This window comes from Micromonospora sp. MGP-C2 (genome assembly GCF_057766525.1).
The window spans coordinates 3,105,534-3,128,338 of the sequence record NZ_JBYMEN010000002.1 but is presented as its reverse complement, the minus strand read 5'-3'; the positions used below and the strand labels follow the sequence as shown (position 1 = coordinate 3,128,338).

The 22,805-nt window shown below is 70.9% G+C and carries 17 protein-coding genes, 1 tRNA gene and 1 pseudogene; 12 read left to right on the top strand and 7 right to left on the bottom strand.

What is annotated here, in order from left to right:
* Nucleotides 1–54 precede the first annotated feature (54 nt).
* On the bottom strand, nt 55–441 hold the full coding sequence (locus AC3CF1_RS13980; protein ID WP_354982373.1) for a winged helix-turn-helix transcriptional regulator: 387 nt from the start codon (nt 439–441) through the stop codon (nt 55–57).
* A 123-nt stretch (nt 442–564) separates the two neighbouring features.
* Here AC3CF1_RS13980 and AC3CF1_RS13975 point away from each other — a divergent pair, with 123 nt between their 5' ends.
* From AC3CF1_RS13975 to AC3CF1_RS13955, 5 genes and pseudogenes are all read left to right on the top strand, one after another.
* Complete coding sequence (locus tag AC3CF1_RS13975) at nt 565–2,049, top strand: MFS transporter (protein ID WP_355160512.1); 1,485 nt, start codon at nt 565–567, stop codon at nt 2,047–2,049.
* 31 nt (nt 2,050–2,080) lie between these two features.
* Nucleotides 2,081–3,040 (top strand): DNA polymerase domain-containing protein, encoded by a 960-nt coding sequence (locus tag AC3CF1_RS13970; RefSeq protein ID WP_088949946.1) that lies wholly within the window; start codon nt 2,081–2,083, stop codon nt 3,038–3,040.
* Between the two features lie 41 nt (nt 3,041–3,081).
* Nucleotides 3,082–3,560, top strand: a pseudogene (locus AC3CF1_RS13965) (helix-turn-helix transcriptional regulator).
* A 5-nt stretch (nt 3,561–3,565) separates the two neighbouring features.
* Nucleotides 3,566–3,976, top strand: coding sequence for a VOC family protein (locus tag AC3CF1_RS13960; protein WP_088951985.1), 411 nt, complete (start codon nt 3,566–3,568; stop codon nt 3,974–3,976).
* Nucleotides 3,977–4,004: 28 nt separating this feature from the next.
* On the top strand, nt 4,005–6,386 hold the full coding sequence (locus AC3CF1_RS13955; protein WP_488450616.1) for an ATP-binding cassette domain-containing protein: 2,382 nt from the start codon (nt 4,005–4,007) through the stop codon (nt 6,384–6,386).
* A gap of 8 nt (nt 6,387–6,394) precedes the next feature.
* Here the strand turns inward: AC3CF1_RS13955 and AC3CF1_RS13950 are convergent, their stop codons facing one another.
* Entirely contained in the window at nt 6,395–7,021 is a 627-nt protein-coding gene (locus AC3CF1_RS13950) for a TetR/AcrR family transcriptional regulator (protein ID WP_488450615.1), read from the bottom strand.
* A gap of 124 nt (nt 7,022–7,145) precedes the next feature.
* Here AC3CF1_RS13950 and AC3CF1_RS13945 point away from each other — a divergent pair, with 124 nt between their 5' ends.
* Nucleotides 7,146–9,281, top strand: coding sequence for an ABC transporter permease (locus AC3CF1_RS13945; RefSeq protein ID WP_488450614.1), 2,136 nt, complete (start codon nt 7,146–7,148; stop codon nt 9,279–9,281).
* A gap of 57 nt (nt 9,282–9,338) precedes the next feature.
* On the opposite strand, the gene AC3CF1_RS13940 is transcribed toward AC3CF1_RS13945, so the two are convergent.
* Nucleotides 9,339–9,764, bottom strand: coding sequence for a VOC family protein (locus AC3CF1_RS13940; RefSeq protein WP_354982341.1), 426 nt, complete (start codon nt 9,762–9,764; stop codon nt 9,339–9,341).
* 107 nt (nt 9,765–9,871) lie between these two features.
* Here AC3CF1_RS13940 and AC3CF1_RS13935 point away from each other — a divergent pair, with 107 nt between their 5' ends.
* Nucleotides 9,872–10,840 carry a helix-turn-helix transcriptional regulator gene (locus tag AC3CF1_RS13935; protein WP_488450613.1) on the top strand — a complete coding sequence of 323 codons (969 nt, stop codon included), beginning with the start codon at nt 9,872–9,874 and terminating at the stop codon, nt 10,838–10,840.
* Nucleotides 10,841–10,938: 98 nt separating this feature from the next.
* Here AC3CF1_RS13935 and AC3CF1_RS13930 read toward each other — a convergent pair.
* The 4 genes from AC3CF1_RS13930 to AC3CF1_RS13915 all read right to left on the bottom strand — a co-directional run bounded on the left by AC3CF1_RS13930 (nt 10,939) and on the right by AC3CF1_RS13915 (nt 13,683).
* Nucleotides 10,939–11,013: transfer RNA gene (locus AC3CF1_RS13930), tRNA-Arg, on the bottom strand.
* Nucleotides 11,014–11,105: 92 nt separating this feature from the next.
* The gene (locus AC3CF1_RS13925) at nt 11,106–11,801 is read right to left on the bottom strand and encodes a winged helix-turn-helix domain-containing protein (RefSeq protein WP_088949940.1); all 696 of its coding nucleotides are present in this window, start codon (nt 11,799–11,801) and stop codon (nt 11,106–11,108) included.
* A gap of 395 nt (nt 11,802–12,196) precedes the next feature.
* Nucleotides 12,197–12,865 carry a DUF305 domain-containing protein gene (locus AC3CF1_RS13920; RefSeq protein ID WP_210795228.1) on the bottom strand — a complete coding sequence of 223 codons (669 nt, stop codon included), beginning with the start codon at nt 12,863–12,865 and terminating at the stop codon, nt 12,197–12,199.
* An 8-nt stretch (nt 12,866–12,873) separates the two neighbouring features.
* Entirely contained in the window at nt 12,874–13,683 is an 810-nt protein-coding gene (locus tag AC3CF1_RS13915; protein WP_141910951.1) for a thioredoxin-like domain-containing protein, read from the bottom strand.
* A 97-nt stretch (nt 13,684–13,780) separates the two neighbouring features.
* On the opposite strand from AC3CF1_RS13915, the gene argS reads away from it, so the two are divergent.
* The 5 genes from argS to AC3CF1_RS13890 all read left to right on the top strand — a co-directional run bounded on the left by argS (nt 13,781) and on the right by AC3CF1_RS13890 (nt 22,759).
* Complete coding sequence (argS, locus tag AC3CF1_RS13910; protein WP_355162429.1) at nt 13,781–15,448, top strand: arginine--tRNA ligase; 1,668 nt, start codon at nt 13,781–13,783, stop codon at nt 15,446–15,448.
* A 1-nt stretch (nt 15,449) separates the two neighbouring features.
* On the top strand, nt 15,450–16,835 hold the full coding sequence (gene lysA, locus AC3CF1_RS13905; protein ID WP_328370774.1) for a diaminopimelate decarboxylase: 1,386 nt from the start codon (nt 15,450–15,452) through the stop codon (nt 16,833–16,835).
* An 8-nt stretch (nt 16,836–16,843) separates the two neighbouring features.
* Nucleotides 16,844–18,154: a homoserine dehydrogenase gene (locus AC3CF1_RS13900; RefSeq protein WP_172862230.1), complete on the top strand. Its 1,311-nt coding sequence runs from the start codon at nt 16,844–16,846 to the stop codon at nt 18,152–18,154.
* Nucleotides 18,155–18,291: 137 nt separating this feature from the next.
* Nucleotides 18,292–19,341 (top strand): threonine synthase, encoded by a 1,050-nt coding sequence (thrC, locus tag AC3CF1_RS13895; RefSeq protein WP_357411042.1) that lies wholly within the window; start codon nt 18,292–18,294, stop codon nt 19,339–19,341.
* A 142-nt stretch (nt 19,342–19,483) separates the two neighbouring features.
* The gene (locus tag AC3CF1_RS13890; RefSeq protein ID WP_488450612.1) at nt 19,484–22,759 is read left to right on the top strand and encodes an efflux RND transporter permease subunit; all 3,276 of its coding nucleotides are present in this window, start codon (nt 19,484–19,486) and stop codon (nt 22,757–22,759) included.
* Nucleotides 22,760–22,805: the final 46 nt, after the last annotated feature.

The following is a 22,805-nucleotide window of genomic DNA, read 5'->3' as shown; positions in this document are numbered from 1 at the left end:
CCCTGACCGATCGGTCAGATTGGCGTGGTGGCGTTCCCCACACCGGTGCGCGGTTTAACCGGCGTGCTCGGTGTCGTACCTGGTCCGCGCCTCGGCGATGGCCCGGCGGTGCCGCTCGGCCCAGCTCGTGAGTGCCACCAGCGACTCGTAGAGCTCCAAGGCCATAGGGGTCGCCGTGTACTCGACCTTGGGTGGGACGGTCGGATAGACCGTGCGGTGCAGCAGGCCGTCCCGTTCCAGGTTGCGCAGCGTCAGCGTGAGCATCCGCCGACTGATCCCCTCGACGTTCCGCTCCAGCTCGGTGAAGCGCACCGGGCCGTGTGAGGCGGACACCAGGATGCTGATGCTCCATTTGCCGCCGACCCGGTCGAGCACCTCGCGGACGGTGCAGGCCCGGGCCTGACCCGGGGTGAACGGCACGTTCTCGGCCGCGCAGGTCAACTCGGCCTTCACCTGCGCGGACACATCGCTGTTCCTCTGGGACACAACAGTGCCTCCTTCCGCTCCGGCTCATGGTCACAGACGATGACCTCGGTAACAAACCGTGCACCAAGGAGGGGTTCCATGGACCGTGTCGTCGCGTCCCGCTGGCCAGCGCTGCTGGTGCTCTGCGCCGGCAGCCTGATGATCATCCTGGACGGCAGCGTGGTCGCTGTGGCACTGCCCGCCGTACAACGCGACCTGGGCTTCACCGCCGCCGGCCTGGCGTGGGTGGTCAACGCCTACCTGGTCGCGTTCGGCGGGCTGCTGCTGCTCGCCGGCCGTCTCGGCGACCTGCTCGGCCGACGGCGGGTCTTCCTGGCCGGCATCACACTGTTCACAGTGGCCTCGCTGGCCTGCGCGGTCGCCACCGGGCCGGCGCTGCTGGTCGCCGCGCGCTTCGGGCAGGGCGTCGGCGGCGCGCTCGCCATGGCGGTCAGTCTCGGCATGATCGTCCGGCTCTACCCCGAGGCGGCCGAGCGGGCCCGTGCGATCGCCGTGTTCAGCTTCACCGGAGCGGCCGGCGCGTCGATCGGCACGGTCGCCGGTGGGGTGCTCACCGAGGCTGCCGGCTGGCGGTCGATCTTCCTGGTCAACCTGCCGATCGGGGCGGTCATCCTGCTCGCCGCCGTCCGCCGGCTCCCCGCCGAACGGGGCATCGGCCTGCGGTCCGGCCTGGACGTGCCCGGCGCGCTGCTCGCCACCGCCGGCCTCATGGTCGCCGTGCTGGGCATCGTGGGCACCGCCGAGCACGGCTGGACCAGCCCACGCACCCTCGGTACGGCGGTGCTCGCGGTGCTGCTGCTCGGCGGGTTCGCCGTACGTCAGCGAGTCGCGGCCGTCCCGCTGCTGCCGGCCCGGGTGCTGCGCGTACCGGGCCTGGTCGCGGCGAACACCGTGCAGTTCCTCATGGTCGCCGCGTACTTCGGCTTCCAGTTCCTGCTCGCCGTGGAGTTGCAACTGGTGCTCGGGCTGGACGCGTCGGCCACCGGCTGGGCCTTCCTGCCCACCCCGGTGGTGATCGCGGTGGTGTCGCTCGGCTTCGCCGGTCGGCTGATCGCCCGCTGGGGTGCCCGGAGCGTGCTCCTGGCCGGGCTCGGCCTGGCGACCGTCGGGTTCCTGCTGCTCGCCCGGCTGCCCGCCGACGGTGGCTATGCCGTGGACGTACTCCCCGCCATGCTCGTCTTCGGGGTGGCCGGCGGCCTGACCCTGCCGGCGGTCACCACCCTCGCGATGGCCGGCGCGACCGACACGGACGCCGGGCTCGCCTCCGGCCTCGCCAACACCACCCAGCAGGTCGGCGGCGCGGTCGGCCTGGCCGTGCTGGCCACCCTGGCCGCCGCGGGCAGCGACGCTCTGCGGGCTTCCGGCTGGGCCGAGACGGCAGCGCTCGCCGGCGGCTACCGGACCGCGTTCGCCGTGGCCGCCGGCCTGGTGGTCGCCGCGCTGCTGGTCGCGGTGACGACGCTGCCCCGACACCCGGCCGGCGCCGCGCCCGACGCCGGTCCTGCGGACCCGGTCGGCGCAGGGGCCGGAAACGATCCGCACCGAAGCGCCGCGTCCGGTTGACCGACGGCACTCAGGCCGGGAGGGTGGTCGGGTGAGCGAGGCTGACGAGACCCGGGACGGCGTGGCCCTGACCAACCTGGACCAGCCGTTGTCCGACCGCGACGACGCGACAAAGCGCGACCTGGTCGACTACCTCGACGCGGTCCACGACCCGATCCTCGCGCAACTGCGGGGCCGCCCGCTGTCGGTGATCAGGGTCCGCCCCGGCCAGCCACCGTTCATGCAGAAGAACCTTCCCCGCTACACGCCGGATTGGGTTCGCCGGGTGCCGGTCTGGGCGGAGGCGTCGCACCGGGAGATCTCGTACGCCCTCTGCGACGACCGCCGTACCCTGCTCTGGTTCGCCAACCAGCGGGCGGTGGAGTACCACCCGACGCTGGCCACCGCGGCGGACCCGCACCGCCCGACCCACCTGGTGCTCGACCTGGACCCGCCGGAGGGCGACGGGTTCCGCGCGGCGGTCGCCGCCGCCCTGCTGGTCCGCCAGGCGCTGGCCGACTCCGGCCTCGCCGGCGCCGTCAAGACCAGCGGGGCCAAGGGCGTGCACGTGTTCGTCCCGGTGGCCGACGAACCCACGGCGGAGGAGCTGGCCGCCGCCACCCGGGCGCTCGCCGTCCGCGCCGAGCGGCTCGACCCGGCGCTGGCGACCACGGCGTACATCAAGGAGGACCGGGGTGGCCGGGTCTTCGTGGACGCCACCCGCGCGGGCGGGGCCACCGTGGCCGCCGCGTACAGCCCTCGACTGCGCCCCGGGATGCCGGTCTCCTTCCCTGTCGACTGGGCCGACCTGACCGAGGTGACCCCCGCCGACTTCACCATCCGGACGGTGCCGTCGCTGGTCGCCGACGGCGATCCCTGGGCCGCGCTGATGCCGGCCCCGCAGCCGCTCCCCGCCGACCTGGTCGCCGAGGGCCGGACCATCCCGGTGGCCCGGGTGCAGGCCATGCACGAGGGGAAGCGCCGGGCCCGTGCCCGCCGCGAGGCCGGCTGACCAGGCTCGTCGGCCCCCGCTCGCGCCCGGCGACCGGCCGAATGTCGGTGGGTTGTGGCACGATTTTCCAGGTGAGCAGCAAACCCGACGCGACCCAGCGACTGGGCGACCTGGCGCGGCTGCGCCGGGTCCGCGACCGGATCGACCGGGAGTACGCGCAACCGCTGGACGTCGAGGCGCTCGCGCGTGGCGCGCACATGTCGGCGGGGCACCTCAGCCGCGAGTTCCGGCTCGCCTATGGCGAGTCCCATACAGCTACCTCATGACACGACGGATCGAGCGGGCCATGGCGCTGCTGCGTCGTGGCGACCTGAGCGTCACCGATGTCTGTTTCGCGGTGGGCTGTTCGTCGCTGGGCACCTTCAGCACCCGTTTCACCGAGCTGGTCGGCGTGCCGCCCAGCGTCTACCGCCGTCAGGCGGCGCAGGCGACGGCCGGGATGCCGTCGTGCGTGGCGAAGCAGGTGACCAGACCGATCAGGAATCGAGAAGCGCGGGTCACGGAGCCGCAACTAGCGTGACGGCCATGGACATCACGATTCACTCCAGCTTCCTTCCGCACACCGATCCGGACGCCTCCCTGGCCTTCTACCGCGACATCCTCGGCTTCGAGGTCCGCCTCGACGTCGGTTACGAGGGGATGCGCTGGATCACGGTCGGGCCGGTCGGCCAGCCCAGCACAGCCATCGTCCTGCACCCTCCGACCGCCAACCCGGGCATCACCGACGCCGAGCGGCAGACCATCCTTGAGCTGATGGCCAAGGGCAGCTACTTCGGTGTCAACCTCGCCACCACCGATCTGGACGCCACGTTCGCGAAGCTGGAGGCCAGCGACGCCGAGGTCGTCCAGGAGCCGACCGAGCAGCCGTACGGCGTACGCGACTGCGCCTTCCGGGACCCCGCCGGCAATATGATCCGCATCCAGGAAGTGCGCTGAGTCGTCCCGCCCGACAGATGGAGACACGATGAGCACGGCCACCCAGCCGTCCGCGCCGCACGTTGCCGACAGCCACGACCTGATCCGGGTGCAGGGCGCACGCGTCAACAACCTCAGGGACGTCAGCGTCGAGATCCCGAAGCGGCGGCTGACGGTGTTCACGGGTGTCTCCGGCTCCGGCAAGAGCTCGCTGGTGTTCGGCACCATCGCCGCCGAGTCGCAGCGGATGATCAACGAGACGTACAGCGCGTTCGTGCAGGGTTTCATGCCGACGTTGGCGCGGCCCGAGGTCGACCTGCTGGACGGCCTGACCACGGCGATCATCGTGGACCAGGAGCGGATGGGCGCCAACTCCCGGTCCACCGTCGGCACCGCCACCGACGCCAACGCGATGCTGCGCATCCTGTTCAGTCGGCTCGGGCAACCGCAGATCGGCTCGCCCAACGCATACTCCTTCAATGTCCCCTCGGTGAAGGCGACCGGTGCGATCACCGTCGACCGTGGCGCTGGCAGGACGAAGACCGAGAAGGCGACCTTCACCCGTCTCGGCGGCATGTGTCCGCGGTGCGAGGGCATGGGCGCGGTCACCGACATCGAACTGTCGGCGCTGTACGACGACAGCCTCTCGCTCAACGAGGGCGCGATCACGATCCCGGGTTACAGCATGGAGGGCTGGTACGGCCGGATCTTCCGTGGCTGCGGCTACTTCGACCCGGACAAGCCGATCGGCAAATTCACCAAGCGGGAGCAGCACGACCTGCTCCACCGGGAGCCGACCAAGATCAAGATCGACGGCATCAACCTGACGTACGCGGGCCTGATCCTGTCGATCCAGAAGTCCTTCCTCTCCAAGGACATCGACGCGTTGCAACCGCACATCCGCGCCTTCGTGGAGCGGGCGGTGACCTTCACGACCTGCCCCGACTGTGCCGGCACCCGGCTCAGCAAGGAGGCCCTGTCGTCGAAGATCAAGGGAAAGAACATCGCCGACGCCTGCGCGATGCAGATCAGTGACCTGGCCGCCTGGGTGCGCGGGATCAAGGAGCCCTCGGTGACCCCGTTGCTGGCGGGGCTGCAACACCTCCTCGACTCGTTCGAGGAGATCGGCCTGGGTTACCTGTCCCTCGACCGGCCGTCGGGCACCCTCTCCGGTGGCGAGGCACAGCGCACCAAGATGATCCGCCACCTGGGCTCCTCGCTCACCGACGTCACCTACGTCTTCGACGAGCCGACGATCGGGCTGCACCCGCACGACATCCAGCGGATGAACGAGCTGCTGCTCCAACTGCGCGACAAGGGCAACACCGTGCTGGTCGTGGAGCACAAGCCGGAGGCCATCGCCATCGCCGACCACGTCGTCGATCTCGGTCCCGGCGCAGGCACGGACGGCGGGACCGTCTGCTACGAGGGCACCCTGGAGGGTCTGCGCGCCAGCGGCACCATCACCGGGCGCCACCTGGACGACCGGGCGACGCTCAAGGAGACGGTCCGCAGGCCCACCGGCAAGCTGGAGATCCGTGGCGCGTCGGCCAACAACCTGCGCGATGTCGACGTCGACGTGCCGCTCGGCGTGCTCGTCGTCGTCACCGGCGTCGCCGGCTCCGGCAAGAGCTCCCTGGTGCACGCGTCGATCCCCGCCGGAGCGGGCGTGGTGTCGATCGACCAGGGCGCGATCCGGGGCTCACGGCGGAGCAACCCGGCCACGTACACCGGGCTGTTGGACCCGATCCGTAAGGCGTTCGCGAAGGCCAACGGTGTGAAGCCGGCGCTGTTCAGCGCCAACTCCGAGGGTGCCTGCCCGAGTTGCAACGGTGCCGGTGTCATCTATACCGACCTGGGGATGATGGCCGGCGTCGCCGCTCCCTGCGAGGACTGCGAGGGCAAGCGGTTCCAGGCGTCGGTGCTGGAATACCGTTTCGGCGGTCGTGACATCAGCGAGGTGCTGGCGATGTCGGTGACCGAGGCCGAGAAGTTCTTCGGTGCAGGCGAGGCGCGTACGCCCGCCGCGCACGCCATCCTCGACCGGCTCGCCGAGGTCGGGCTCGGCTACCTCAGCCTGGGGCAGCCGCTCACGACCCTGTCCGGCGGCGAGCGGCAGCGGCTCAAGCTGGCCACCCACATGGCCGAGAAGGGCGGCGTCTACGTCCTCGACGAGCCGACCACCGGCCTGCACCTGGCCGACGTCGAGCAGTTGCTCGGCCTGCTCGACCGCCTCGTCGACTCCGGCAAGTCGGTGATCGTCATCGAGCACCATCAGGCGGTCATGGCGCACGCCGACTGGATCATCGACCTCGGTCCGGGCGCCGGCCACGACGGTGGCCGGATCGTCTTCGAGGGCACCCCGGCCGACCTCGTGGCCGGTCGTTCCACCCTCACCGGCGAGCACCTGGCGGCGTACGTCAGCAGGTGAGCCGGCGATCAGCTGTCCGCTCGGCGTGGCCGGCTGATGGGGGCGCTGAGCATTCCGGTGATGGCGTCGACGAGGAAGTCGCCGACCTCGGGCCATCGCGGGTCTTCGCCGTAGCGTTCGGCGCGTGCCTCGACCTCGGCCGTCGTGGTGCTGACGATGCGGGTGATCAGGAGCGCCCGGCCGGCGACCACCTCCGGGTCGAGGTGCCGTAGCCGCGCGGCCAGTGACTCGCGCAGCTCCAGTGCCTGCGGCGTGGTGTCCTGCGCTTCCCGCACGATCGGCAAGGTGGTGGGGTTGTGCAGCATGTGTTCCAGGAACCGGGCCCGCCAGCTCGGGCGCGGTAGCTGGTCGAGGGCGCGCATGCTCGGCTCCACGAGACCGCGGATGTCGCCGAGGACGGAGTCCTCGGGTGGGGGCATCCCGGCGCGTTGTTCCGTCACGTCGTGTACGTGGCGGGCCATGAGCGCCTTCAGCAGGCCCTCGCGCCCGCCGAAGTAGTAGCGCACCGCCGAGTGGTTGGTGTTACCGGCCGCCTCAGCCACCCTGCGGGCGGAGACCTCGGCGACTCCCGACTCGGCGAACAGCCGCTCCGCCGCGTCCAGCAGCGCGGTGCGGGCCGCCTCGGAGCGCCTCATGACCGGCCCCCTCGTGTTTCTCGCCCGGATGTGACTCAGGTCAACCTAGCCGGATTCCCGGTCCCGGCATCCGCCGCCTACAGTTTGTAAGTCAACTGGCGTACAAACATGAGCTGGAGCGTGCATGGATACCGAAGCCGTGATCGAGGCTGCCGACGTGGTGGACGGCCGCCCGCCCGGCGCGGACCGCAAGGAACAGATCATCCGAATGGTCGCCCTGTTCGTGATGCCGTTCCTCATGGTCACCATGATGTTCGCGACCTACATGTCGACCATGCACTCACCGCACCCCCGGGACATGCCGGTCGCGGTCGTCGGCAGCGGCGCCACGGCGCAGGCCGTCGTCGACGGGCTCAACGCCGCTGACAGCACCGAGGCCACACTGGTGGCCACCCGCGACGACGCGGTCGACCTGCTGCACGACCAGGAAGCCACCGGCGCGCTCATCCTGCCCACCGCTGGCGGCGCCAACGCCACCATCCTCACCGCGTCGGCGGCCGGAGCCTCACAGAACGCCACCGTCCAGCAGTTGCTCGCGCCGGTGGCCTTCCAGAACAGCTGGCAGACCACCACCGAGGACGTCGCACCGCTACCGGCCGGTGACTCGGCCGGCATCGCGGTCCTGTTCGCCGCGATGGGCATGATGCTGGCCGGGTACGTGCCACTGAGCATCATGGTGATGGGCGTCCCCCACCTGCTGCGGCTGCGACGGTTCCTGCCCGTGCTGGCCGGCTGGTCCGCGCTCACCAGCTCGATCATCTGGCTCATCCTCGGGCCCGTCGTGGGCGCCGTCGAGGGCCACTACCTCACCTTCCTCGGCGTCGGCATGCTCGCCACCGCAGCCGTCGGCCTGGCCCAGCTGCTGCTCTCCAAGGTGGTCGGGCCTCTCGCGGTGCTGCCCGGCATGCTGCTCTGGGTCGTGTTCGGCATGCCCGCGTCGAACCTGGCCCTGTCCGTGCACAACATGCCCGGGTTCTTCCAGTTCCTGCATGGCGTGCTGCCGCTCCCGGCGGCCGGTGAGGCGCTGCGCTCGGTCCTGTACTTCGACGGCAACGGTCTGGGCACCCACCTGATCGTCCTGGCCGTGTGGATCGTGGTCGCCCTCGCGCTCTGCCTGCTCAAGGAGCGCAGCGCGAGCGGGAAGATCATCCCCGGCGTCCCCCCGATCACCGACCCCGACTCGAAGGCCCCCGCTCTGGCCGGCGGGCCGCCGCGCTCCAAGCGGTTCCGGTACGTGGCCGCGGCCGGCTTCCCGCTGGCCATCCTCGTGGTCGTCGTGGGCGCCATGGGGTTCTCCATGCACAAACCGCAACCGCACGACATCCCGGTCGCCGTGGTCGCCGCCGCCCCGGGGCAGGCTCAGCAGACCGCTGCCGGTCTCAACGCGCAGCTCGACGGCATCCTCGACGTCACCGTCGCCGGCACCGTGGATGAGGCCACCAAGCAGATTCGGTCCCGCGAGGTGGTCGCCGCCTTCGTTCTGCCGTCGGCACCGGACACCCCGGCGACGCTCTACTCGGCGTCCGCCGCGAACGCCAGCCAGCAGTCCGCGATCCGCGCGATCTTCCAGCCGATCACCGCGGCCCAGGGCCTCCCGCTCACGCTCACCGACGTGCAACCCCTGAGCGAGACCGACACCGGCGGCAGCAACAGCATGTACGTCGGCATGTCCTGGATCATGGCCGGCTTCCTGTTCCTGGCCGTCCTGCGTGGCGGTGCCCCGCACGTGCGCCGCCTGCGCCAGTTCCTGCCGCTGCTGGGCGGCTGGGCGATCGGCATGTCCGTCTGGCTGTGGTTCCTCTTCGACGTCCTCATCGGCGCGATCAGCGGCAACGCCCTGGAGACGATCGCCTACGGCACCCTGACCATCTTCTCGGTCTCCCTGGCCACCGGAGTGCTCACCCGCACCGTCGGCCTGGCGGGAATCATCCCGATGATGGTGGTGCTCATGATGGCCGGCGTACCCGCCTCCGGCGGTGGCATGTCGGTGTACCTGGTCCCCGAGGTGTTCCGCCCTCTCCAGGACGTGCTGCCACTGCCCGCGGCGGTCGACATCGCCCGATCGCTGCGGTACTTCGACGGCGTCGGCGTCGGACAGAACCTGCTGGTCATCGCCATCTGGGGCGCTGTCGGGCTCGTCGGAAACCTCGTGATCGACCGGTGGCTCAAACGCCGCGAGCGCCGCTCGGACTCCGGCGGCCCGGACGTGGGTACGACACCCGAGGCGCACCTGAGGTTGGTGCCGGCCGAGGCGCACTGAGCGGCACCGAAGCCCACCGCCGATCCCTCGGGATCGGCGGTGGGCTGCTCCTTCTGGTCAGGCGGCGTCGTACTCGACGGCGACGTCGAGCACCCAGGTGACGCCGAACGGGTCGGTGAGCATGCCGTAGAGGGGAGCCCAGCCGGCGGGCGCGAGGTCGACCAGGACGGTTGAGCCCTCGCTCAGCTTCTTCCAGTAGTCGGTGATCTCGTCGGCGTCGCTGCCCCGGACCGAGACGAAGAACGGGCTATCGCCCTGGCTCCACGGCCGCGCCGACGGCACGTCGTACGCCATGATCTGGAAGCCCTCGGCGGACGTGACCTGACCCCACATGACCTGGTCGGCCTCGTCCGGGTTCTGCACGTTCCGGGCGTCGGCGTAGGTCACCGCGACGAGGTCCCCGCCGAAGACGGCCCGGTAGAAATCGAGGGCGGCCCGCGCGTTGCCCCGAAGGTTGATGTGCGCGACGGTGTTGATGCTCATTGCTGCTCCTCGTGTGACATGACCCGTGGCTGGTGCCCGGGTGCAACGCCGACGATGGCAGGGGTAGCGGTCAGGTTGTGGCCGCTATTGGGGGCAGACTCGGATGCATGGCCCCGACCTCCGCGAGACTGCTGTCGCTGCTCTCGCTCCTCCAGGCCCGGCGTGACTGGCCGGGCGGCCTCCTGGCCGAGAGGCTGGACGTGAGCACGCGAACGGTGCGACGCGACGTCGACCGGCTGCGCGAGCTCGGCTACCCGATCAGAGCCTTCAAGGGGCCGGACGGCGGGTACCGGCTCGACGCCGGCGCCCAACTGCCACCCCTGCTGTTCGACGACGAGCAGGCCGTCGCCATCGCCGTCGCACTCCAGGTGGCAGCCCTCTCCGGGGCGGAAATCCAGGAGGGCGCGGCGCGAGCGCTGAACACCATGCGGCAGGTCATGCCCAGCCGACTGCGGCACCGCATCGACGCCCTCCAGGTCACCGCCGTCGGACAACCCGCCACCGGGCCGGACACCCCGGTCGACAGCACAGTGCTGACAGCCATCGGCGCGGCCGTCCACGCCCACGAGGTTCTGCGCTTCGATTACGCCTCGACGAGCCCCGCCACCGACGCACCGCCCCGCCGCGTGGAGCCCCACCACCTCGTCACCTGGAAGGGTCGCTGGTATCTCGTCGCCTGGGACCTCGACCGGGACGACTGGCGGACCTTCCGCTGTGACCGGGTCAGCCCGCGTACCCCGACCGGGCCACGCTTCACCCCACGACAACTGCCCATGGGAGACGTGGCCACATACGTCACGGGCCGCTTCCGAGGTTCCACCGACACCTCGGCGTGGCCCTGCGTGGGGGAGGTCATCCTCGACCTTCCCGCCGCCGTCGTCGCCACGTACACCCGCGACGGGCTTGTCGAAGAACTCGGCCCCGACCGCTGCAAGCTCGTGCAGGGCTCCTGGTCCTGGGTCGGCCTCGCAGCCGCGCTCGGCAGGTTCGACGCCGACATCGAGGTGATCGGGCCCGCCGAACTCAAGGACGCCTTCGCGGGGCTCGCCCGCCGCTACGCCGAAGCAGCAGGATGACGACAGGGTCGCGGCGGCGGAAGGGCCGCCGGAAACGCAAAACGGGCGCGGGAGCCAAACTCGCTCCTGCGCCCGGCACTGTCGGGTGAAATCTTTCTTGGTGCCCCCGGCAGGATTCGAACCTGCGCCCCCGCCTCCGGAGGGCGGTGCTCTATCCCCTGAGCTACGGGGGCTCAGCGACTGGAGAAGACTAGCAAACCCTCCCCCCGTACGCCGAATCGGTATCGGGTGAGCCGATCGTGTCGGTAACCGGCCCACCCGGTGCTCAGGCCGCCGCGATCGCCCGCCCGCAACTGGGCAGCGGGTGCAGGACGATTCGCCGGGGGAGCCGGCGTGGCCACTCGTTGCGCGGCCAGGAGCCGTCCACGATCAGGTGCACGGTGCGCTGCTCCTCGCCGCTGAGGCGCAGCACGAAGTCACGGGGGAGCGGCGGGTCCACCGTCGGCGTGGTGATCATGAAGCGCACCCGACCACGGGACGAGACCGCGGAGATCACGTCCGCCGCCGGCATGGTGCCGCGCAGTCGGACCCGGCCGATCCAGTAGACCTCCGCGAGGTGCTCCTGGGCGGCCCGGGTGATCGCCGGGTACTCACTGCGGACCCAGCGCTCGACCGCGCTGACGCAGAGCCCGCAGGCGCGCTCGCGCGGCTCGCGCGGACCCAACCCCCAGGCCCGCAGGTACGCCCCGACCGCGCCAGGGTCCAACGGCAGGTCGAAGCGCCGTTGGATGAGCGTGGTGAGGCTCTGCCGCGTCCACAGCTCCTCGTCCAAGCCGAACTCGTCGGGGTGGACGCCCCGCAGTGTGTCGATCAGTTCGAGTTCCTGTTCGCGGCTGAGCATTCCCGGCTCGCCCTGCCGCTGTCCGCGACGGACGGCTGCCACCGCCCCGTCACCGCCAATGGTGTGGCGTCGGCACCAACTGGTGACCGAACGCCGTGCGTCTCTGAGTGCAACCCCCACGTCTTGGGCAACGAGCCCGAATCGCAACTGGTCACGATATGTGCGGAGAAAACTCTCTAAGCAACGTAATCGCCCGTGCCTCGCCATTGCCCCACAACGGACAAAGGCCATGTTTCAGGGCGCAAGCCAACGTGTTTCGTCTTGATCGACTCGGGTTCCTGGAAGTCGTGGTGTCCCGGTCGCCTTGACACCCCGGTTTGCTGAAACCCGAGTCGATCATGGGCGGTGCCGGGCGTGGGCGAGGCTGGGCCGGGCATGGGCTGGGCCGGGCATGGGCTGGGCCGGGCATGGGCTGCACGTGGGCGTGGGCCGGGGCATGGGTGGGGCCGTATGGAGCGGGCCCGCGTCCCACCATCGTGTGGCGGTGACGCGGGCCCGGTGTGCCCGTGGGTCGGTCAGCCCTTGGCCTGCGCCTGGAGCTGCCGGAGGTTGTTCAGCTCGGTCTGCTGGGTGGCCTTCATCGTCCGAGCCACCCGCAGCACCTCGTCGTTGTCGGTTTCGCCGAGGGCCGCGTCGATCATGTGGATGCCGCCGAGGTGGTGGGCGTACATCAGGGCCAGGAACTGTCGGTCGACCTCGATGCCCTTGGCGTCGCGCAGGGCGGCCATCTGCTGCGGGGTGGCCATCCCCGGCATCAGCCCGTTCTTGACCGTGGCTCCGTCGGACATCCACGACATGGGCGGCTGTGACCCGGTGGGGCTCAGGTCCCATTCGCGCAGCCAGGTCTGCATGGCGCCGATCTCGCCCTGCTGCCCGGTGGCGATGTCGACGGCGATCTGTCGCACCTCGGGGAGGGTGGCCGACCGGTACGCGATCAGGCTCATCTCCACCGCCTGCGCGTGGTGGGACGTCATGTCCCGGGCGAAGCCCGCCTCGACCGACGCATCGCCGGGTCGGGTGAGGCGTGGGGTGAGCAGACCGCCCGCGTACCCGAGGAGCAACCCCACCACCACCATGACGGCGAGCGCCAGCACGCCGTAGCGCGACGCCGGGGCCCGGCCGTCCTCGTCCGGGACGGCCGGGGTGTCGTCGTACTCGTTGTCGGTGGTGGCGGGGGCAGTCATCGCCGTCCTTACTGAGTGGGCTGCTGCTGGAGCTCACGCGGCGTGGTGCCGGTGGCGGTGATACCCGTGTTGCAGAGCGCCGTCGGGCCCTCGACGGAGGCGTTGACCCGCAGGTCCTTGATGAACTCGTCGATCCGCGAGTCGTCGGCGTTGTCGACCTTGAGCTGGTAGCCCCAGGCCTGCAGCGAGATCGGCTTGTCCAGGCCCTCGTACGGGCTCATCAGCGTCTTCTCGACGCCGCGCACCTTGCCGGCGAGCTTGTCGACCTGGTCCTTGGGGAGGTCGGGCCGGTAGGTGATCCACACGGCGCCGTGCTCCAGGCTGTGCACCGCGTGCTCGTTGGCGATCGGGGCGTCGTAGACGTCGCCCATGCAGTTCTGCCAGGCGGCGTTGTGCACCCCACCCACGGGCGGCGAGTAGTTCCAGGTCAGCGGGCCCGACTTGTGCGACTCGTACTTCAGGCTGTCCGGGTCGGACTTGCGGATGTTGGCGATGCCGTCGATGGCGTTGGCCCGCTTGTCCCACGGCTTGGAGCCCTGGAACGACGCCCAGGCGCCGTAGCCGATGATGCCGGCCGCGAGCACGCCCACCGCGACGAAGAGCGCGATGGGGCCCCAGGCGCGGCCCTGGCTCACCTTGACCGGGGTGACCGGCTTACGAGGGCCCTTGCCACCTGCCCGGGGGGAGCCCGCCGGCTTGCCCGTCGGCTTGCCGGAACCGGCCTTGGCGCCGGCGGCGGGCCGGCCGGCGGCCGGCTTCTTGCCGGTGCTGACCACGGTCGGGCGGCGCTCAGGGCCACCCGGGGTGCTGATGCTCATCGTGCCTCGTCAAGTCGGTCGGTCAGGGGAGTGGCGGGCCGGTAGACGCGCAGGGGAGCCGCCGAGTGCCCGAGTCTACCCCCGATAACATGGTTGGGTGACTCCTGCAGAACTAGCCTCGGTCGTCCTCGCCGCCGCCCACGCCGTCTTCGAGCAGCGTGGGCTCGACCGCGCCGCGCTGCCGGCGAGCACGGTGGTGGAGCGACCGCGCAACCCCGAGCACGGCGACTACGCCTCGACGCTCGCGCTGCAGTTGAGCAAGAAGGTGGGCGTCCCGCCTCGGGAGCTGGCGGCGGCCCTGGCCGACGAGCTGGGCCGGGCATCGGGCGTCAAATCGGTTGAAATCGCCGGGCCGGGCTTCCTGAACATACGGCTCGACGCGGCTGCGGCCGGTCAGCTGGCCCGGGTGATCGTCGAGGCCGGCGCGGAGTACGGGCGCAGCGACCGGCTGGCCGGCGAGAAGATTAACCTGGAGTTCGTCTCGGCCAACCCGACCGGGCCGGTGCACATCGGCGGGGTCCGCTGGGCGGCCGTCGGTGACGCGCTGAGCCGGCTGCTGCGGGCCACCGGCGCCGACGTCGGCACGGAGTACTACTTCAACGACGCGGGTTCGCAGATCGACCGGTTCGCCAGGTCGCTGCTCGCCGCCGCCAAGGGTGAGCCGGCGCCGGAGGACGGCTACGGCGGGGCGTACATCGCCGAGATCGCCACCGAGGTGCAGGCCCGCCGGCCGGAGGTGCGGACCCTCGACGACGCCGCCGCCCAGGAGGTCTTCCGGGTCGAGGGCGTCGCGCTGATGTTCGACGAGATCCGCTCCTCGCTGCGTGACTTCGGGGTGGAGTTCGACACCTACTTCAACGAGAAGGACCTGCACGACCGGGGTGAGCTGGACCTCGCGCTGAACCGGCTGCGTCAGCAGGGGCACCTCTACGAGTCCGAGGGCGCGACCTGGCTGCGCACCACCGACTTCGGCGACGACAAGGACCGGGTGCTGCGCAAGTCCAACGGCGAGTGGACGTACTTCGCTGCGGACTGCGCCTACTACCTGGACAAGCGCGAACGCGGCTTCGAGCGGGTCGTGATCATGCTGGGCGCCGACCACCACGGCTACATCGGCCGGATGAAGGCGATGGCCGCCTGCTTCGGCGACGACCCGGAGCGCAACCTGGAGATCCTCATCGGGCAGCTGGTCAACCTGCTGCGCGACGGCGCCCCGATGCGGATGAGCAAGCGGGCCGGCACCGTGATCACCCTGGAGGACCTGGTCGAGGCGATCGGCGTGGACGCCTCCCGGTACGCGTTGGCCCGCTACTCCAGCGACTCCCCGATCGACATCGACATCGAGCTGTGGACCCGGGCGACCCGCGACAACCCGGTCTACTACGTGCAGTACGTGGCGGCCCGGACCGCGGGCGTGGCCCGCAACGCCGCCGAGGTGGGGCTGGTCCCGGGCGACGGGGACGCGTTCCGTCCCGAGCTGCTCGACCACGAGAAGGAGAACGAGCTGCTCAAGGCGCTCGCCGAGTTCCCCGCCGTGGTGGCCACGGCCGCCGAGCTGCGGGAACCGCACCGGGTGGCCCGTTACCTGGAGGAGAGCGTCGCCGCCTCCTACCACCGGTTCTACGACAACTGCCGGGTGCTGCCGCTGGGCGACGAGGAGGTCACCGACCTGCACCGCGCCCGGCTGTGGCTCAACAACGCCACCCGCACCGTGATCGCGAACGGTCTGCACCTGCTCGGCGTCTCCGCTCCCGAGAGGATGTGACATGCGGGCTCATGAGGCTGGTGCGCTGCACGCGGACATCAGCAAGCAGGGGCCGGCCTGGCTGCGTACCCCCGAGGACGTCAACGCCCTGATGCCGGCGCTGTGGCCGCGCAGCGTGACGCGGGGGGCCGACGGCGCGGTCGCCGTCGCGGGCCTGAGCGTCCGCGACATCGCGGCCGAGTTCGGCACCCCGGTGTACGTCCTGGACGAGGCCGACCTGCGCTCGCGCTGCCGCGACTTCCGGGCGGCCTTCCCGACCGAGGACATCTTCTACGCGGGCAAGGCGTTCCTGTGCCGAGCGGTGGTCCGGATGATCGCCGAGGAGGGCCTGCACCTGGACGTCTGCACCGGGGGTGAGCTGGCCACCGCGTTGTCGGCCGGGATGCCACCGGAGCGGATCGGTTTCCACGGCAACAACAAGTCGGTCTCCGAGCTGTCCCGGGCGCTGGACGCCGGGGTGGGGCGGATCATCGTCGACTCGTTCACCGAGATCGACCGGCTCACCGCGCTGGCCCGCGAGCGGGGGGTTCGGCCGCGGGTGCTGGTGCGGGTCACTGTCGGCGTGGAGGCGCACACCCACGAGTTCATCGCCACCGCCCACGAGGACCAGAAGTTCGGCTTCTCGCTGGCCGGCGGCGCCGCCGCGAACGCCGCGTTCAAGATCCTCGACGAGGGTGTGCTGGAGCTGCGTGGTCTGCACTCGCACATCGGCTCGCAGATCTTCGATGCCAGCGGCTTCGAGGTCTCGGCCCGCCGGGTGCTCGCCCTCCAGGCCCAGATCCGCGACGCGCGCGGCGTGGAGTTGCCCGAGCTGGACCTCGGCGGTGGCTTCGGCATCGCGTACACCTCCCAGGACGACCCGTCCACACCACAGGACCTGGCCAAGCGCCTCCGCAAGATCGTCGACTCGGAGTGCGCGGCGGAGAACCTGGCCGTGCCGCACCTGTCGATCGAGCCGGGGCGGGCCATCGTCGGGCCGGCCGTGTTCACCCTCTACGAGGTCGGCACGGTCAAGGAGCTCGACGGCATCCGGACGTTCGTCAGCGTCGACGGCGGGATGAGCGACAACATCCGTACCGCCCTGTACGACGCGTCCTACTCGGCGACGCTGGCCTCGCGGGCCTCGACCGCGCAGCCGTTGCTCGCCCGCGTGGTGGGAAAGCACTGTGAGTCCGGGGACATCGTGGTGAAGGATGAATTCCTGCCCGCCGACGTGCAGGCCGGAGATCTTGTCGCGGTGCCCGGCACCGGTGCCTACTGCCGGAGCATGGCCAGCAACTACAACCACGTGCCCCGGCCACCGGTGGTCGCGGTACGCGACGGCCAGGCGCGCCTGATCGTCCGGCGGGAAACCGAAGAGGACCTGCTCGCTTTGGATGTGGGATGACGTCACCTGTGCGCTTGGCGCTGCTCGGCTGCGGCACTGTCGGCCAGGAGGTGGTCCGTCTGCTGCACGAGCAGTCGGCCGACCTGGCCGCGCGGATCGGCGCTCCGCTGGAGATCGCCGGCATCGCCGTCCGTCGGCTCGGCCGTGACCGGGGTGACCTGCCGGTCGACGAGGACCTGTTCACCACCGACGCGCTCGGCCTGATCAAGCGTGACGACGTGGACGTGGTGATCGAGGTGGTCGGCGGCATCGAGCCGGCCCGAGGCTGGCTGGTCGAGGCGCTGCGCGCCGGCAAGAGCGTGGTCACCGCCAACAAGGCGCTGCTCGCCGAGGACGGCGTCGCTCTGCACGAGGCGGCGGCCGAGGGTGGCGGCGACCTCTACTACGAGGCGTCCGTGGCGGGGGCCATCCCGCTGCTGCGCCCGTTGCGGGAGTCGCTGCACGGTGACCGGATCAACCGGGTCACCGGCATCGTCAACGGCACCACCAACTTCATCCTCTCCGCCATGGACGCGACCGGCGCCGGCTTCGCCGAGGCACTGGAGGAGGCCACCGCCCTGGGGTACGCGGAGGCCGACCCGACCGCCGACGTCGAGGGCTTCGACGCGGCGGCGAAGGCGGCGATCCTCGCCTCGCTGGCGTTCCACACCCGGGTCGGCGCGGCCGACGTGCACCGCGAGGGCATCACCGAGGTGACCGCCGCGGACATGGCCAGCGCCCAGGCGATGGGCTGCACGATCAAGTTGCTCTGCATCGCGGCCCGAGGCGTCGATGCCAGCGGTCGGGAGACCGTCAGTGTCCGGGTGCACCCGGCGATGATCCCGCGCAGCCACCCGCTGGCCAGCGTGGGCGACGCGTTCAACGCGGTCTTCGTGGAGGCCGACGCGGCCGGGCAGCTGATGTTCTACGGCCGGGGCGCCGGGGGTGCGCCGACCGCGAGCGCCGTGCTCGGTGACGTGGTCGCGGTGTCCCGCAACCGGCTCGCCGGGGTGCGCGCGGCCAGCGAGAGCGCATACGCGGACCTGTCGGTCCGGCCGATGGGCGAGGCGTTGACCCGCTACCACGTCAGCCTCGACGTGGCCGACCGCCCGGGTGTGCTGGCCTCGGTGGCGAGCGTGTTCGCCCGGCACGACGTGTCGATCGCGACCGTACGGCAGGGCTCGGCGGGCGGGTCCCCGGGCCGGGACGGCGACGCCGAGCTGGTCATCGTCACGCACGTCGCGCCGGACGCCGCGCTCGCCGCGACCGTCGGTGAGCTGCGTGGTCTGGACATCGTCCGGTCGGTGACCAGCGTGCTGCGGGTCGAGGGCGGCGCCTGAGTCGTTGGACCATCGACGGGACGGCTCACGCGTCCCGCCAGGTGGGTAAGCCGGGGTGTGCGACAGACGGCTCGGGCAGGCTGGTCCAAGGTGACCCTGATGCGGGTCGGCGCGGCGGTAGAGGCGAGGAGAACGACATGTGGCGGGGTCTGATCGAGGCGTACCGGGATCGGCTGCCGGTCACCGCGGCCACGCCGGTCGTCACGCTGCACGAGGGGAACACCCCGCTGTTGCCGGCGCCGGTGCTGTCCGCCCGGATCGGTTGTGACGTGCACCTCAAGGTGGAGGGCGCCAACCCGACCGGCTCGTTCAAGGACCGGGGGATGACCCTCGCGGTGTCCAAGGCGGTCGAGGCCGGCAACAAGGCCATCATCTGCGCCTCCACCGGCAACACCAGCGCCTCCGCCGCGGCGTACGCGGCCCGGGCCGGGTTGACCTGCGCGGTGCTGGTGCCGCAGGGCAAGATCGCGCTGGGCAAGCTGGCCCAGGCGTTGGTGCACGGCGCGAAGCTCCTCCAGGTGAGTGGCAACTTCGACGACTGCCTGTCGCTCGCCGCGAAGCTGGCCCAGGACCACCCGGTGGCGTTGGTCAACTCGGTCAACATCGATCGGCTGCACGGTCAGAAGACCGCCGCCTTCGAGATCGTCGAGGCGCTCGGTGACGCCCCGGACATCCACTGCCTGCCGGTCGGCAACGCCGGCAACATCTCCGCCTACTGGATGGGCTACGCGGAGGAGCGGGACGCCGGCACCACCACCCGGACGCCGAAGATGTACGGCTTCCAGGCCGCCGGGGCGGCCCCGATCGTGACCGGCCAGGTCGTGCCGGAGCCGTCGACCATCGCCACGGCGATCCGGATCGGCAACCCGGCGAGCTGGACCAAGGCGTTGGACGCCCGGGACACCTCCGGTGGCCTGATCGCCGCGGTGACCGACCGGGAGATCCTTTCCGCGTACCGGCTGCTCGCCCGCGAGGTGGGGGTCTTCGTCGAGTTGGGCAGCGCGGCCAGCGTGGCCGGCCTGCTCCAGCAGGCCGCGGCGGGCGCGGTGCCGGCCGGATCGACGGTGGTCTGCACGGTGACCGGCCACGGTCTGAAGGACCCGGAGTGGGCGATCTCCACCGCGCCGGCGCCGTTGACCATCGCGAACGACCCGATGGCCGCGGCCCGCGCCCTCGACCTGGCCTGAACGCGCCACCGCCCGGTCGGTGACCGGCGGAGGCCGGCCGGTTTGCGGGACGGGCGTGGGGGCGGCGGGGGTTCTGGTGATCGTGTCGGGCACACTTTCACGTATCCCCGCCCGCATTCTCGTTCAGGAGTGAACCAGGCCGATGTCGCTGCTCGCCAGATTCAGCCTCGCCAACCGAGGGCTTGTCGCCCTCATCGCGGTGGTGATTACGGCGTTCGGAGCGTTCGCCGTGCCGTCGCTGAAGCAGCAACTGCTGCCGTCGCTCGAGTTCCCGGCCGCGTTCATCGTGGCCCCCTACCCCGGTGCCGGCCCCGAGATCGTCGAGTCACAGGTCACCGAGCCGATCGAGAACGCCCTCCAGGGCATCCCGGGGCTGGACCAGATCACCTCCACGTCCCGCGAGGGCTCGGCCACCGTCCAGGTGATGTACGAGTTCGGCACCGACCTGGACGACGTGGTCAACAAGATGCAGACCGCGCTGAGCCGGATCGACTCCCAACTGCCCGAGGGCGTCGACCCGCAGGTCATCGCCGGTAGCACCGACGACCTGCCGGCGGTCGTGCTGGCCGCGACCGGCACGGGGGACGAGCGGGCGCTGGCCGAGAAGCTGCGTACGGCGGTGGTGCCGGAGCTGGAGGGCGTCGAGGGGGTTCGCACGGTCGAGGTGACCGGCACCCGCGACGACGTCGTGCTGGTCACCCCGGACCCGGCGAAGTTGGCCGCGGCGAAGGTCCAGCCGACGGCGATCGGCGCGGCGCTGAAGACCAACGGCGTGGCGGTTCCCGCCGGCGCGGTGACCGACGGGGCGCTGTCCCTTCCGGTGCAGGTCGGCACGCCGATCGCCACCCTGGACGACCTGCGCGGCATCGTGGTCTCCCCGGGCGCGACGCCCGTGCGTCTCGCTGATGTGGCGAGCGTCGAGCAGCAACTGGCTCCGGCCACCGCGATCACCCGGACCAACGGCAAGGACAGCCTCGGCATCGCGGTCACCGCGGCGCCGGACGGCAACGCGGTGCAGATCTCGCACGATATCCGCGACCGGCTTGACGACCTGAAGGACGCCTCCGGCGCGGAGTTGACAGTGGTCTTCGACCAGGCGCCGTTCGTCGAGAAGTCGATCGAGTCGCTGACCACCGAGGGCCTGCTGGGCCTGGTGATGGCGGTCATCGTCATTCTGGTCTTCCTGCTGTCGGTGCGCTCGACGGTGGTCACCGCCGTCTCCATCCCGCTCTCCGTGCTGGTGGCGTTGATCGCCCTGTGGATCGGCGACTACTCGCTCAACCTGCTCACCCTCGGCGCGCTGACAATCGCGGTCGGCCGGGTGGTGGACGACTCGATTGTCGTGTTGGAGAACATCAAACGACATCTGGAGTACGGCGAGGAGAAGCGGCACGCCATCATCACCGGCGTCCGCGAGGTGGCCGGCGCGGTGACCGCGTCAACCCTCACCACCGTGGCGGTGTTCGCGCCGATCGCGTTGGTCGGCGGGTTCGTGGGCCAGCTCTTCGCGCCGTTCGCGATCACCGTGACGGTGGCCCTGCTCGCCTCGTTGCTGGTGTCGCTGACAGTGATCCCGGTCCTCGCGTACTGGTTCCTCAAGCCGCGCGGCGGCACCGCGGACGACGAGGCGGTGCGGCGCGGCGCGGAGGAGAAGGAGCTGCGCAGCCCGTTGCAGCGGGCCTATCTGCCGGTGATCGGGTTCGCCACCCGCAAGCGGTCGACCCGCTGGATCACCGTCGGGCTCGGTCTGCTGGTGCTCTTCGGCACCTTCGGCCTCGCCCAGAAGCTGGAGACCAACTTCCTGGACGACTCCGGCCAGGACACCCTCAACATGAGCCAGGAACTGCCGGCCGGCAGTGGCCTGGCGGCCACCGACGCGGCGGCCAAGCAGGTCGAGTCGGTGCTGTCCCGTACCGAGGGCGTCCAGACGTACCAGGTGACCGCCGGCGGCGGGGACAACCCGTTCGGGGGCGGCGGCAACAACATCGCGACCTGGTCGCTGGCGCTCGACGGCGACACCGACGCGAAGCAGATGCGTGAGGTGCTGCGCGAGGAGTTCGACAAGCTCGGCAGCGGACTGGGCGAGATCACCTTTGGCGGCGGGCAGGAGGCGTCGACCAGCCAGCTGGAGGTCATCGTCCAGGCCAGTGACCCGGAGGTGCTGACCCGGGCCGCCGAGGAGGCCCGTACGGCGATGGCCGGCGTGCCGGACGTCGAGGATGTCACCACCAGCCTTGCCGCGCAGGTGCCGCGTGTCGACGTGACAGTCGACCGGGTCGCGGCCGGTCGGGCCGGGCTCACCGAGGCCGCCGTGGGGCAGCTCGTGTCGCAGGCGTTCCGGGGAGCGCCGCTGGGTCCGGTCACGCTCGACGGCCAGCAGCAGAACGTGGTGCTGCGGTTGGGTACGCAGCCGCCGATGTCGGTGGAGCAGTTGCGGGCACTGCCGGTCGGGCCGGTCAAGCTGGGTGACATCGCGCAGGTCACGCAGGGCGAGGGGCCGCAACAGGTCAGTCGAATCGACGGTGAGCGCAGTGTGTCGGTGACCGGCGCCGCGACCGGCTCGAACCTGGGTGCGACGAGCCAGGAGCTGCAGAAGCGGCTGGACGGCATCAACGTACCCGGAGCGACCTTCACCATCGGTGGGGTCAGCGCGGACCAGGCGGACGCGTTCGGTGATCTGGGTCTGGCGGTGCTGGCCGCGATCGCGATCGTGTTCCTGATCATGGTGGCCACGTTCCGCAGCCTCACCCAGGCGCTGATTCTGCTGATCTCCATTCCGTTCGCGGCGACCGGCGCGATCGGCCTGCTGCTGGTCACCGGGACGCCGCTCGGCGTGCCGGCGCTGATCGGCGTGCTGATGCTGGTCGGCATCGTGGTGACCAACGCCATCGTGCTGCTCGATCTCATCAACCAGTACCGTGCGCAGGGCATGGGGGTCCAGGAGGCGGTGGTCGAGGGTGGCCGGCGCCGGTTGCGTCCGATCCTGATGACCGCGGTGGCGACCATCTTCGCGCTGCTGCCGATGGCGCTCGGGTTGACCGGTGAGGGCGGCTTCATCTCTCAGCCGCTGGCGGTCGTGGTGATCGGTGGCCTGCTCAGCTCGACGCTGCTCACGCTGATCCTGGTGCCGACGCTCTACACGATGGTGGAGAACACCAAGGAGTCGCTGCGGGCTCGGCGTAGTCGGCGGCGCTCCGGTGACCCGGCGGTGCCCACGGCGGACACCGACGAGGCGGCTGCTCCGAATCAGGTAGCGGTGCCGAGCGCCGCGCCTGTCCCGGCGGCGGCCGGGGGTGCGCAGCCGGCCGGGCGTCCCGCCCCGTCGGGTGCGTTGGTGGAGGGCACGGACCAGTTCGAGGTGCTGCGGCTGCCCCGTAGCCGCACCTCGCCGCTGCCTCCGTCCGAGCCGACCGAGTAGGTCGGACCGCACTGCGGAACGCCCCCGGCAGGGTTCTGCCGGGGGC